Below are 13,015 nucleotides of genomic sequence, written 5' to 3'. Positions count from 1 at the left end.
CAACCTTGACATATATTTTTAGGTAATTTTGCATCATTTAAATAGCATAGACCCCAACTTGAAAACATTGAAATTTTAGAAATTTAATCTTTTATAAGTTTAGACCCTAACATAAATTTTTTGGATCTAACTTGAACTATGCAAGCTAAATTTCAGCGCATGAAAATGGTGCCCAAAACTTTATTGCTGAATTGAATCCGTAAGATTTAAATTAAAGTTTTATCTTATAAGTTATTGATATTAAATAATTTATAATTTATGCCCTTACTTGCATACCTCATTCTTTACGTGCCCAAAGTTATTTTTAATCTTAAGTTTTCTCCTCATCAGGTACATATTTTAGAATGTCACCAGGCGTCACTTCCAATACTTCGCACAATTTACTGAGTGACCCCTGCTGTCAAATCCGTACACCTAAACTTGGGAGATTTTAATCAGGCAGCTTGACGATAGAAATCCACCCAAACCTGTCTTGGCGATCTCATACCTAAACTCTGCTGAATCCTGACTCCACTCGGCATAGCTCTCGCCTTGCGTCGCTGCAAAGCAGTGCTTTGCTAATCGCTCCTCATTGTAATAAAACTCGATATATTTCATGATACCGTTGATTGCATCAAATCGAGTTTTGTAATTATGATGATATATCAACTCATTCTTTAAAACGCCCCAGAAGCTCTCTATTGGCGCATTGTCATAACAGTTACCTCTCGCACTCATAGATCCTTTAAAACCGTGTTTACTGATTATTTTTGCGATAATCATCGCTGCAATACTGTGGGTTGCTGACTTTACTTACGTTAAAACGTTAAGTGGCTGGGTCTATACCGCTTTTATTATTGATGTGTTTGCCCGCAGTATCGTTGGTTGGAAAGTATCTAACCGTATGAATACCGATATGGTAATGGCAGCACTTAATCAAGCAATAGCGGATAGAAACCATCCCAAGGATGTGATCCACCACAGTGATAGAGGTGTTCAGTATTTATCCATTCGCTATACTGATAAGATGGCTGATTCTGGCGTCATTGCATCTGTTGGCATGACAGGTGATCTACTCGAGCACAGCTCTCCCCTTGCGCTCGGGCAAAGCAGTGCTTTGCTATTACCTCGCTCATACGATAATGCATTAGATGAAACGGTTAACGGGCTTTATTAAACGGAGGTGATTGATTATTTAAAACAACAGTGGCAAGGTGTGAGTGATGTTGAATTAGCAACCCTTGAATGGGTTGTCACTCGAGCACAGCTCTCGCCTTGCAAAGCTAAATCGATACTTAATCGATTTTTAACGCTTTTCAGGTTTAATAAAACACGTTTACATAGCACGATTGGTTATGTGTCGCCTTTTGAGTTTGAGAGACGATATTATGATAGTCTTAGTGAGTCAGACAAAGCTGCCTGACTCAAGTAATTTACTCTCCGATATAGTCGGGGCGGTTCAAAAAAAGGGTTACTGGTTATATAGCAGTGGTAAACATGCCATCTATACTGACTTTGGATGGTCAGTAGCGCAGAAAGCATATAATGCGATGTTTGGTAAAGCTAAAAAAATGGTGTAGGTTTTTATGGTGTGAGTGGAAGCGGAAAAATATATGTCCCAGACAGCTTTGGAGATTATCTTGAATTAAAAAAATGTATAAATACGATTTTGTCACCTTTTTTAAACGATAAAAAGCTTAAAATAGGTGCCATAAATAAAATGTGACTGTTTCATTATCTTGTCCTCAAATCTTCGTTATCTTGCCCTCATATCCAAATATAGATGATAACGCATCTAAGCCAGTGTCTTTATTAAAACTAAATTTCATTAAAACTAAATTGATAATGATTATTATTTACAAGTTTATGTTTTTATATTATTATCTACCCTCTGCATTATCTAATTATTTAAGGTACTTAGTATAGTAGGTAGGATTAATAATATAGATAACTTATTTTGTTTTAGGGCATTGCCTTGCTACTAATAATCTTCCTACTAAATGAGCTTAGAAGCCAATATAAGTAGAGGCTTGCTTGAACAAAAAAGTAGGCAGAAATGCACTACATTTAAGTTAATTTTCTTCACGACCAATAGACTGCCATGACAAATGAGAACCATAATACGAAAAGACTGACACTTGTCAATATAGCCACTTTTGTTGCAGTAGTGGCTTTACACGGCATTGTGGCTTCCGCATTAGCGAATATGGAAGTGCCTAAACTGAAACTACCCGATCAGCAAGAAGCGCAACCAATCGAAATACAGTTGGTTAAACCTATTGAAGAAGAGCCAGCTCATCAATTAGAACTTAATGAACAGAAGCAACAACCCGTACCTATGCCGGTACGTAAAGCTGAGCCAAAGCCAAAACCTATTACAAAGCCAAAACCTATTACAAAGCCAAAACCTATTACAAAGCCAAAACCTATTACAAAGCCAAAACCTGTGACAAAGCCAAAACCTGTGACAAAGCCAAAACCTGTAAAACCAAAACCTGTAAAACCAAAACCTGTGTCGAAACCAGTTATTTCAACAGATGAAACCTTAGAGCAGCAGCGACAGTGGGAAATTGAACAACAGCGTTTGCAGAAGCAAGCAAAAGAACGAGAAGCGCAACAAGCAAGAGAGCGAGAAGCACAGCAAGCAAGAGAACGAGAAGCACAGCAAGCAAGAGAACGAGAAGCACAGCAAGAGAGTGCGCGAAAAGCAGCCAGCAACACGCCTCAATCATTTTCTGCAAGTCAAGCTAGCTGGCGTCGCAAGCCCAATTTTGTATTTCCCGAACAGGTTAGAAGAAGAGGACGTTCAGGTGATACCTACAGTCTCTCGATAAAAATGCGGGTTGATAAACAAGGCAACGTGACCAGTGCTAGCATTGTCAGCTCTTCTGGCAATAAAACTATCGATAACGCAGCTATAAGGTCTGTGAAACAGGCTAAATTTAATCCCTTTATTAAAAATGGTGTGCCTGTAATGGGTGATATTATTTTGCCTTTTGATTACCGGATACCTTAAATAAAACATTAAGCCTATTAACGTGGCTATTATTGATATTAAGTTTGCAAAATTTAGTTAACTAAGGACTCATTATGGACTTTACAAGTTATTGGCAGTATACCGATATAGTAACCAAGTTTTTGTTTTTTTGCTTAATTGCGTTGTCTATACTATCTTGGGTTACTGGTATTTTACGTATTTATCAAAGTTATAAAATGAAAGGTAAAGTGGCAGTGGATCTCTCCTCAGCAGTTAAGGGCGAGTCTAATGAAATAGCAACCTTGTCAGATTCTCAGCGTAAAACGGCAACCGAGCAGATATTATTACAACAAATCGGACGCTATCGTTATAACAGTGAAAAAGGTCTGTCTCTTTTGGGTACCACAGCCAGTATTGCGCCATTTATTGGATTATTTGGGACCGTATGGGGGATTTTTCACGCGCTTCATAGTATCGGTGAGTCTGGTCAGGCAGGATTAAGTCAAGTGGCTGGCCCAGTAGGCGAAGCTCTTATTATGACGGGTCTTGGATTGGCAGTAGCAATACCTGCTGTTATCTTTTACAACGTAGCGGTACGTCTTAACCGTAGAGTTCTGTTTCAGGCAAATGATGTTGCCTATAGCATTTTAGGTAATACCGCAAAGGGCGATGGTAGACAAGTAGCTGTATCCGTAAAAAAAGATAAGGCTACTTCAGCGACTAATCAAACCAGAGAGTACTCCTCATCAACAGCAGGCTAAGCTTGCTGAAAGAGTAGGGCAGTGCAGTCAGCCTTTAAGCTTTACTTGATAGTTTTTCATAGTTGCCGATAGTTTTGGGTACTAGATGAACCATAACGTTAAGACGAGTAGATAGGAGTATGAAATGGCCTTCCAATTAGGCGAGGATGATATGCAAGGAATGAGTGAGATGAATCTCATCCCACTGATTGATATTATGTTGGTACTGATGATCATATTTATGGTAACTGCTACGATATTGAATCCTTCAGTACCGTTAGATTTACCAAAAACAAGTGCTACTGTGCAGCAGCAACCTCCTAAAGTGATTCAAATAAGCGTAGATGAGGACGCTGGCATATTTTGGGACGATCATCCTATCAATTTAGAACAGCTTGAAACACGTATGCAAGCCCAATCCCAGCTCGAAGAGGAGCCAACCATTCGTTTGCGTGCAGATAAAGATGCGCGCTATGAAACGGTCGCTCAGATACTTGCAGTAGCTAGTGGTGCTAACCTGAGTAAAATTGCTTTCATAAGCGAGTAAATGGTGCGATATTTAGATAGGTATTAAATGGTCTGGCTAAGCGTCTTAAGTGTTTTAGAAACACTAGTTTCATATGACTTAAAGTTGATTTAGCTTTATCAACCTATCTATGTCTATGGCGTATTTCTCCTTTGTTTAGCATACTGTTTATTGTGCGGCTGTTTATTGTGCGGCTTGTTTATTGATTTTATAGAGAGTAAGTGTTGCCTCGAAGTCATATCGATTTTAGTTATCAACTTTAACTGTGGCAGTTTCTGTTGCACTATCTACCCATCCTGCAAGTGCGCTCACTGAGGCTCCAACCATTACCGTCATGGCCAATAGCTCAGTATGCGATATAGCTCAATATAATTCTGTTTATACACAAGACTACACCCCAGTGCAGCAAGCTTCACATTTGAGTGATTTCTTAAATGTGGTGTTATCCGTATGAATGCGGTATTAACTATCCGCAGTAATACTTTACTCACTGCCACTTATACCTTGATTTGCTAAAATTCAATTTTGCTCAAATTTAATATAGTAACGGACTCATGCGACAATATTTGTCGTGAGAAATTGCTTGTTTTCTGGCAAGATATAGTAGAATTGGCCGGACTTTTTATGTCTAAAATCCAGCGAGTATTAAAATTACACTTAAGTCATCAAATATTAAAGTGTAATAACTCTCAGTTTTAAAACAGTTTTAAAAAGGCTTTGCCCTGAAAGTATTAATATACCAATCATTCAATAAGGGTTTTTAAACTATGACAACCACTATTTTTCATAATCCAAAATGTAGTACCTCACGAAATGCTTTGGCTATTCTTAAAGCCTCGGGCGAGCAGCCAACCATTATTGACTACTTGAAAGAGCCGCCATCACGTGAGTATTTAGTCGAGCTGCTGTCGCAAATGAAGATATCGCCAAGAGAGCTGGTGCGAAGCAAAGAACCAGTATATAAAGAGCTAGGGTTAGAAGTTGCTGATATCTCTGATAATCAGTTGATTGATGCGATGATTGAGCATCCTATTTTAATCAACCGTCCTATTGTTATTTCCAATAAAGGAGCTGTGTTAAGTCGCCCTTTAGAAAGGATATTTGAGGTATTAGATAATCCAGTGAAGTGTTTCACTAAAGAAAATGGCGATGTAATTCAGTATGATAATGAAATATAAGAAAAGCTAAGGTCAATGCTAAGTACCTGTATTCGCAAGCGATCATGGAGTCTTTCTACCTACAATATTCACGCTACGGCGCTAAAGATTAGGCTAAAAAATCAGGCTAAATAGAATGACTATGGGCGCTAAATATCGCCTCATATTACGTTATTTTAGTCAAAACAGTCTTGTTTTAGATTGTGAATACAGGTTTGAACGGCTTAACTACCCTTGGATTGGCACTACGCTTTTTCAATGCCTATTTTTTCAATGTTTTTAATGCCCATATTGTAATATCTTGGTTTAGTGAGATTAGCGACCTTTCCATACCGCATGTCGTTTCTCAATAAAAGCATCAATCCCTTCGGCAACATCATCTGTCATCATATTACCGACCATTACCTCACTGGCATAGTGATAAGCGTCTTCCACGCCCATAGTTAATTGCTTATAAAACATGCTTTTGCCGGTACTTACTGCTACGGGAGATTTGGAGGTAATGGCGTTGATTAAAGACAGGAGCACGTCCTCTAATTGATCAGGGGCTGCAATGCGGTTAATAAGGCCTTGTTGCAACGCCGTATGCGCATCAATAAACTCACCAGTAATGAGCATTTCAAATGCCTTTTTGGGTAATAAGCTGCGGCTAACTTCGACGGCAGGCGTAGAACAGAATAAACCGACATTGATGCCAGAAGTTGCAAATTTTGCACTATCCGCAGCAACCGCTAAGTCACAGGCAGCAACTAATTGGCACCCTGCCGCAGTTGCAATACCTTGAACTTTTGCAATGACCACTTGCGGCATATGGTTAATAAGCATCATCATATCGCTACATTGTTTAAATAAGGACTGATAAAACGCTTTATCGGCATTCGCTCGCATTTCTTTAAGGTTATGACCAGCGCAAAATGCTTTGCCATTTGCACCAATAACCACAACGCTGATATGTTTATCTTGTGCAATGCCTTCAAGCTCTTTTTGTATAGCCGATAACATATCAGAAGATAGCGCATTAAATTGCTTGGGACGGTTTAGTGTGAGGGTAACAACACCATTTATGGCGTTGCTGTTGTCTCTTAGGACAAAAGGGTCTTCTGGGTAAGTTGTGGTATTTGAGTGTGTCATTCGTCATCCTTAACGAGTCGTGTGTTATTTATAGGCAGTTTAATATAGGCAGTTTAAATATAACATACCTTATGTTATTTGAGGGTATCAAGCATTAAGAGTATCAAGCAATTTTTTTCGATACTGTCTCCCCTTCAAATTCACTAGGCTGTTACGCTGAAATGTTGGTATCGCCACCCTGTATAACTACTGTCATTATGTTAAAAACAGTTGTAAATAAAACCCTTTTAATCACAAGTTCTTCAGTAGTTTAGGACTGTTTGGTATTAGCCACCAGTTTTTCTAAACCTTCGATATGTACGCTGCGTTGTGGGAATGGTATTTCGATATGATGATCATCCAGCGCTATTTTAAACTGCTCAAGTAGATCGCAGTTTAATGCCCACCAGTCTGAATTCGTTGTCCATACATTCAAGGTTAAATCGACAGCGTTATCACCAAGATTGGTCACTCGTACGATAGGTTCAGGATCTTGAAGAGCAAGGGGGTTATCTTTTGCAAGCTTTAGCATGATTTCCTTTGCTGTCTTGATATCTGCACCGTAGCCAATGCCGACTGTGATATCGACACGTCGATTGGGCAGAGCAGTATAATTGATAATCGCAGATGTACTGATGTCGTTATTAGGAATAATGACATCGTGATTATTCATAGTAGTGAGATGGGTGTTGACTAAGGTAATTTTTGTGACCGTACCGGTGTAATCACTAATTTGTACAAAGTCGCCGCTGACAAAAGGACGAAATAGAACAATTATGATGCCTGCTGCAAAGTTAGACAGTTGGTCTTTTAATGATAGACCAATAGCTAGAGCGGCACCACCTAGAATAGCCACAACTGAGTTCGTTTGCACACCGACTTTGTTCAGCGCGGCTAAAATAACAATAACTAGTAATACGCCATATAATAACCGACTTAAAAATCCAGATACCGTATCATCTAGATGGCTGCGTTTCATCATTCGAGTGGCAAGATGTACCAGTCTTTTAGCCAGCCAGCGGCCCACAATAAATATCAGTATTGCTACTGCTACTTTGATAACCAAACCTAATGCATTTTCGCTTAAGCTCGCAATGTCTAAGGTAAACCCTAAAAACTCCATAATTACTCTTTTTAATATTGTGTGGTTGATATTATGTGGTTAATTATTTAAGTATGAGAATATTGAAAAATGTGAATAATTAGATTAATGGAGACTACATTATATAAGTAGATTAATGGGCTGATAGCGCTGGTTGCTCAAACTAAACTAATTAGTAACACTCTGAAAAAATAAAGTCGCCCTTATTCGCCCTCTATTTGTGAGGCAAGCAATTTAAGCTTGGGGACAATAGTGTTCACATAATCATGGGTAGCCCAGTTTGACTTGGGTACACTGGCGTTTAGGGCATGGGTATACTCTCTTTTTGTACTGTCGTATAAAGGAACGGCAACGGCCAATATGTCGGGAGAATATTCTCCATCTGATAGGCAGTACCCATGTTGATAAAAAAACTGCGCCTGAGTTTTTAGTTTTTCACTAATGTGCTGTTTCTCTTCTTCACTATCTAAATCTGGCAAGCTGTCAATAACCTGTTGCTGCATAGATGGGCTAAGCATCGCAAAATAAGCCCGACCAATTGCCGTCTTATCAATGGGCACGCTAGAGCCAGCAGCAAGATTAACCGCAAGCCGAGCCGGACTACGATAGCAAGCCAAATAATGCATCTCGCCTTCTATCTCAGTGGCAATATTCACAGACACCTTATTTTCCATAGCAAAATCTTTAAGCAGGGGCAGCGCTTCGTTTGCTAGGTCATGTCTGTGCCAAGAGCTAGCACTGAGCTTCAGTAGGTTTTTTCCTAAGCAGTAGGTGTCATTCTCTTTTCGGCGCATAAAACCAAGTGTGTGTAAGGTATGAATCAGTCGGCTGACCGTCGCTTTGGGCAACTGTGTTAGTTCACATAGTTGCTGGTGAGTCAGCTCGCTTGCATTTTCAAAGGTACTAAGCAACAACATACCGCGTCCGAGTGCGTGAATGAAGGCTCTATCATCATTATGTTTTGCTTGTGACAGGGAGGCTTTGATTGAGTCCGTTAATTCGGGGTGCGGATCTATGTGAGGCGGTTGCTCAGATGTGTTGATTGTATTCATATTGATACCCCTGTCTTAGGCTGTCGGTTGGTATGGCTACGTTATAGCGCTCATGCTTAAGCCAATCATCAATAGCTAAAGCATGGTTATAGCACTAATTTAAATGAATGCACTGATTTAACTCAATGACTTTACATCAGTGATGACATCTGCTTTAATAATTATCAATTAATGGAACTTAGTTTCGCATAGTGGAACTTGTTTGTCTAATATTTTTTACCGATTAGTTTTTAAAGTATCCATACTCGTATCGCCGCACCTGCTGAACGTCGTAATGTTCAAAACTAGGGCTGTTTAAAAGGAGCGACGTTTGAATAGCGCTTTTAATATAACTCTTATCATTAGCTGTTACTGCTAACTTTTCATAGCCTTTGATAGCAACAAATGAGTAGTAAAGCCTCAATTATTGATGACATTAACAAGGAGTTAGTCATGTCTGATACGCCAACATATTCACAGCCATCATTTGAATGGTCGGACCCTTTTTTGCTACGTGACCAGTTAACGGAAGAGGAGTTAATGGTTCTGCGTTCGGCGCGTGACTTTTGCCAAAGCGAATTAATGCCTGGTATTAAGGAAGCCAACCGTCATGAAAACTTCGATCGTAACATCATGCGTAAAATGGGTGAGCTTGGCTTACTTGGTGTGACTATCGACGGTTATGGATGTGCCGGGTTGTCGAGCGTGGCATATGGGTTAATCGCCAAAGAAGTTGAAGCGGTCGATTCTGGGTATCGCTCTGCTATGAGTGTGCAATCAAGTCTGGTAATGCATCCAATTTGGGCTTATGGTACCGATGCGCAGAAAGAGAAATATTTGCCTAAGCTTGCCACTGGCGACTATGTTGGCTGCTTTGGTTTAACAGAACCGGATGCTGGCTCTGACCCTGGGTCGATGAAAACCCGTGCTAAATCTGTAGACGGCGGCTATCAGCTTAAAGGTAGCAAAATGTGGATTACTAATAGTCCGATTGCTGATGTGTTTGTAGTATGGGCAAAAGATGACAATGATGAGATTCGCGGATTCATTTTAGAGAAAGGCATGGAAGGATTATCTGCACCTAAAATTGAAGGTAAGTTTTCACTGCGAGCCTCAATTACAGGCGAGATTGTGATGGATAATGTGTTTGTACCAGAAGAAAATGCCTTTCCGTATATACGCGGTTTAAAAGGTCCGTTTGGCTGTTTAAATAAAGCGCGTTACGGCATTGCTTGGGGCTCTATGGGTGCGGCAGAATTTTGCTGGCAAGCAGCACGTCAATATACACTGGACCGCAAACAGTTCAATCGTCCTTTAGCAGCAACCCAGCTGGTACAGTTAAAGCTTGCTGATATGCAGACTGAAATTGCCTTAGGCTTGCAAGCCGCACTACGGGTTGGCCGGTTAATGGATGAGCATAATGCAGCCCCAGAGATGATTTCACTGATTAAACGGAATAACTGTGGTAAAGCATTGAATATTGCTCGTGTTGCCCGTGATATGCATGGAGGTAATGGTATCAGTGATGAGTATCACGTTATTCGTCATGTTATGAATTTAGAGGCGGTTAATACTTACGAAGGTACTCATGATGTTCATGCCCTTATTTTAGGTCGTGCACAGACGGGTATTCAAGCGTTTGCTTAATCTTAATACAGTCGGTAGTCAGTGAGCCTATAAGCTGCTGAGGTGTTAACCTCGTTTAGACGACCCAATGTCGTGCTTTTAATCGTTTACCTCGCTAGTCTATACCTTGAACTCACTACTGTATTTGTTGAAAATGGTATTAATTATAGTTTTCACAAGCAAAGTTTCTTTCACAGCATGCCCTAAAGTGATTAAAGCGCTTTAGGGCATGTTTTGTAATAAATGTGAAAATGGATTTTTGTGGAGATAATATGCACACTCAAGCAATAAACAACCAAGCCATAAATAATAAAACAATAACCAAGCAAGCCGCTCAAACCCAAGCTTTACAGGGTATTAAAGTGCTAGATTTATCTCGCGTGTTGGCAGGCCCGTCTTGTACACAAATATTGGCAGATCTGGGTGCAGAAGTTATCAAGGTGGAAAGACCAAAAATTGGCGATGAAACACGGCATTGGACACCGCCGAGCTTTGTTGATGGCGATGAGTTAACCTCTGCCTATTTTGCGACGGTTAATCGCAATAAAAAATCCATCACTGTGGATATTACTCAGTCAGAAGGGCAGGAGCTAATTAAAAAGCTAGTTATGGATAGTGATGTGTTGGTGGAAAATTTTAAAGTGGGCGGACTTAAAAAATACGGTTTAGACTATGCGTCGTTAAAAGCGTTAAACCCAACGCTTATTTACGCATCACTAACAGGGTTTGGGCAAACAGGCCCTGATGCCCATAAGCCAGGATATGATTATATTATTCAGGGTTTATCAGGATTGATGAGCATTACTGGCCCAAGTGACGGCGAGCCACATAAAGTTGGCGTTGCTGTGGTGGATTTGTTTGCAGGCTTGCAGCTGACGATTGGTATACAAGCGGCCCTATTGGCGAGGCAACAAACAGGCTTAGGTCAGCAGGTTGATGTGGCACTTCTTGATAGTGCTATTGCCATGTTGGCAAATATTGGTATGAACCATTTAGCAACTGGCGATACGCCACCCCGATTGGGTAACGCTCACCCCAATATTTGCCCGTACCAAGTTTTTGAAGCGGGTGATGGCAATCATTTTATTTTAGCATGTGGTAATGACAGCCAGTTTGCTAAGATTTGTGAGGTATTAGGGTTAGAGATACATGAAGATGCGCGTTTTGCCACCAATCCAAGCCGAGTAGCAAATCGTGATGAGCTGACAGACATTTTAACCACTGCATTTAAACAAAAAAATCGTGATGCATGGTTAGCTATTCTACAAGCGACACATGTACCTTGTGGGCCAATCCATAATGTGACAGAAGCCTTGGCAATGCCGCAAGTGGCGGCGCGTGATATGGTAATAAGCTTTGCAGATAGTCCTGTTCATGTGCTTGGCAATCCTATTAAGTTATCTGGCACGCCCGTGCGCTACGATACACCACCACCTAGATTTGGTGCTGATACCGAAGCAGTCCTTAAAAGCTTAGGGCTAACGGCTCATGAAATTGAAAAATTGCAGTCTCATGACATAGTGTAGTTGATGTTGATGCCAATGATACCGATGCCGTCATTGATACTATTAGTGCTATTGATACTATAGTCAAAGAAGTCTAAAATGGTTATAAGGCAACCGAGTGCAAGTACTACTGGAGTAGGCTTAACGAGGTTAACGCCGTAACCGTTTAGTAGTTCGCTGACTATATTAGTGCGACTAGTAATGCAACGGCGCACGCAGGATATTAATGAGACCAATAGCAATTATAAATAGCAATGCTAAAGCCTTACTCCTACCGAGTAAGGCTTTTTTTTTAGTTATAAGGGTGAAGCGTTTAACAACAGAAATTAACTAAGACAAGAAAGCTAAAGTTTTAGTCATTAAAAACTGATTAAGCCGCGTTGGCTGAGCTCAATCGTTCGGTTATGTCTGCTGAAAGTGCCAGTAAGGCCTCACTCACTTCCTTTTTATTTTGCTGGTACTCTCTTTGCAAAAAGCTCACTGCCATGCCAGCTATGGCGGTGCCACTTGCGTCGCGAATGCAAGTGCCCAAACAATACATACCTTCACGTAACTGCCCGTTATCCAATGAAACCCCAGTTTTTCTGACTTGGCTGAGCTCATTCTGCAACTCTCCTAAAGTGGTTACGCCATAGCTGGTCATCGGATCAGGCATCGAATACTGATACATCTGCATTAACATCTCGTCACTATAGGTTGCCAGCATGGCTTTACCAGTAGCCGCAAACACAGCGGGCACACGCACTCCAGCATGGAAGGTAAAACCGAGTGGGGCAGGAGATTCGTGGCAGGCTAGAAACACGACTTCATGACCATCCATCTTTGATAGGGTAACTGTATGTTTGAGTAAGGTTGGGTAGTGGTTGATTAGCTCATGGAATAGTTGAATCACCGTGTGCTGTTGCTCGTATTTTCCTGCCCAGTAAAGCAGATATGATCCTAAGTGAAACCGATTGTCACGATCTTTAAAAACCAAGTTTTTGGATAATAAACTTTGCAAAATAGTGTGAGTGCTACTTCTTGGTAATGATAGCTGCGTTGCAATCTCCGCTGAAGTCAGCGGAAAAGGGCTTACCGTGATTAAATCTAAAATGAGGCACATTTTGTCAATAGCCGGTACGCTAACAGCAGGTCTTTGGTCATTGGCTTTTTCCTGAGGCTTGTGCTGAGATGGTTTCAAATGGCTATTCCTATAGATCTTTGTATGGATTAATAACTTTTATATTTTAAAATCGATTTTTATCGTCTTTATTGCAATTACT

Annotated in this window: 12 protein-coding genes and 3 pseudogenes; 9 read left to right on the top strand and 6 right to left on the bottom strand. The window is 40.5% G+C overall.

Features of this window, described 5'->3' with window-relative positions; translation table 11 throughout:
- Positions 1 to 310: 310 nt before the first annotated feature.
- Both AC2SLL_RS04580 and AC2SLL_RS04575 read right to left on the bottom strand, forming a co-directional pair.
- Positions 311 to 385: pseudogene (locus AC2SLL_RS04580) on the bottom strand (helix-turn-helix domain-containing protein); the annotation flags it as partial.
- Between the two features lie 49 nt (positions 386 to 434).
- Positions 435 to 775 (bottom strand): annotated as a pseudogene (locus AC2SLL_RS04575) (integrase core domain-containing protein); the annotation flags it as partial.
- On the opposite strand from AC2SLL_RS04575, the pseudogene AC2SLL_RS04570 reads away from it, so the two are divergent.
- The 7 genes and pseudogenes from AC2SLL_RS04570 to arsC all read left to right on the top strand — a co-directional run.
- Positions 773 to 1,402 (top strand): annotated as a pseudogene (locus AC2SLL_RS04570) (DDE-type integrase/transposase/recombinase); the annotation flags it as partial. The pseudogenes AC2SLL_RS04575 and AC2SLL_RS04570 sit on opposite strands and share 3 nt — an antisense overlap.
- On the top strand, positions 1,380 to 1,559 hold the full coding sequence (locus tag AC2SLL_RS04565; RefSeq protein WP_486530505.1) for a hypothetical protein: 180 nt from the start codon (positions 1,380 to 1,382) through the stop codon (positions 1,557 to 1,559). The pseudogene AC2SLL_RS04570 and the gene AC2SLL_RS04565, both read left to right, overlap by 23 nt.
- Before the next feature lie 521 nt (positions 1,560 to 2,080).
- A complete protein-coding gene (locus AC2SLL_RS04560; protein ID WP_486530504.1) occupies positions 2,081 to 2,995 on the top strand; it encodes an energy transducer TonB in 915 nt (304 codons plus the stop codon).
- A 74-nt stretch (positions 2,996 to 3,069) separates the two neighbouring features.
- Positions 3,070 to 3,717, top strand: coding sequence for a MotA/TolQ/ExbB proton channel family protein (locus AC2SLL_RS04555; RefSeq protein ID WP_486530503.1), 648 nt, complete (start codon positions 3,070 to 3,072; stop codon positions 3,715 to 3,717).
- Positions 3,718 to 3,841: 124 nt separating this feature from the next.
- Positions 3,842 to 4,243, top strand: coding sequence for an ExbD/TolR family protein (locus tag AC2SLL_RS04550; protein ID WP_486530502.1), 402 nt, complete (start codon positions 3,842 to 3,844; stop codon positions 4,241 to 4,243).
- A gap of 244 nt (positions 4,244 to 4,487) precedes the next feature.
- Positions 4,488 to 4,676 (top strand): hypothetical protein, encoded by a 189-nt coding sequence (locus tag AC2SLL_RS04545; RefSeq protein ID WP_486530501.1) that lies wholly within the window; start codon positions 4,488 to 4,490, stop codon positions 4,674 to 4,676.
- A gap of 313 nt (positions 4,677 to 4,989) precedes the next feature.
- Positions 4,990 to 5,400 (top strand): arsenate reductase (glutaredoxin), encoded by a 411-nt coding sequence (gene arsC, locus AC2SLL_RS04540; RefSeq protein WP_486530500.1) that lies wholly within the window; start codon positions 4,990 to 4,992, stop codon positions 5,398 to 5,400.
- A 294-nt stretch (positions 5,401 to 5,694) separates the two neighbouring features.
- On the opposite strand, the gene AC2SLL_RS04535 is transcribed toward arsC, so the two are convergent.
- The 3 genes from AC2SLL_RS04535 to AC2SLL_RS04525 all read right to left on the bottom strand — a co-directional run bounded on the left by AC2SLL_RS04535 (position 5,695) and on the right by AC2SLL_RS04525 (position 8,643).
- On the bottom strand, positions 5,695 to 6,510 hold the full coding sequence (locus AC2SLL_RS04535) for an enoyl-CoA hydratase (RefSeq protein ID WP_486530499.1): 816 nt from the start codon (positions 6,508 to 6,510) through the stop codon (positions 5,695 to 5,697).
- A 250-nt stretch (positions 6,511 to 6,760) separates the two neighbouring features.
- Positions 6,761 to 7,612: a mechanosensitive ion channel family protein gene (locus AC2SLL_RS04530; RefSeq protein ID WP_486530498.1), complete on the bottom strand. Its 852-nt coding sequence runs from the start codon at positions 7,610 to 7,612 to the stop codon at positions 6,761 to 6,763.
- 182 nt (positions 7,613 to 7,794) lie between these two features.
- Positions 7,795 to 8,643, bottom strand: coding sequence for an IclR family transcriptional regulator (locus tag AC2SLL_RS04525; RefSeq protein WP_486530497.1), 849 nt, complete (start codon positions 8,641 to 8,643; stop codon positions 7,795 to 7,797).
- A gap of 432 nt (positions 8,644 to 9,075) precedes the next feature.
- On the opposite strand from AC2SLL_RS04525, the gene AC2SLL_RS04520 reads away from it, so the two are divergent.
- On the top strand, positions 9,076 to 10,269 hold the full coding sequence (locus tag AC2SLL_RS04520; protein WP_486530496.1) for an acyl-CoA dehydrogenase: 1,194 nt from the start codon (positions 9,076 to 9,078) through the stop codon (positions 10,267 to 10,269).
- Between the two features lie 251 nt (positions 10,270 to 10,520).
- Positions 10,521 to 11,774, top strand: a complete 1,254-nt coding sequence (locus tag AC2SLL_RS04515) for a CaiB/BaiF CoA transferase family protein (RefSeq protein ID WP_486530495.1) — start codon at positions 10,521 to 10,523, stop codon at positions 11,772 to 11,774.
- Between the two features lie 349 nt (positions 11,775 to 12,123).
- On the opposite strand, the gene AC2SLL_RS04510 is transcribed toward AC2SLL_RS04515, so the two are convergent.
- Positions 12,124 to 12,933: an IclR family transcriptional regulator gene (locus AC2SLL_RS04510; protein ID WP_486530494.1), complete on the bottom strand. Its 810-nt coding sequence runs from the start codon at positions 12,931 to 12,933 to the stop codon at positions 12,124 to 12,126.
- Between the last annotated feature and the right edge of the window lie 82 nt (positions 12,934 to 13,015).

The organism is Psychrobacter sp. CX97 (assembly GCF_057396285.1).
The sequence above is the reverse complement of the archived record's forward strand: the minus strand, read 5'-3'. Positions and strand labels throughout refer to the sequence as shown.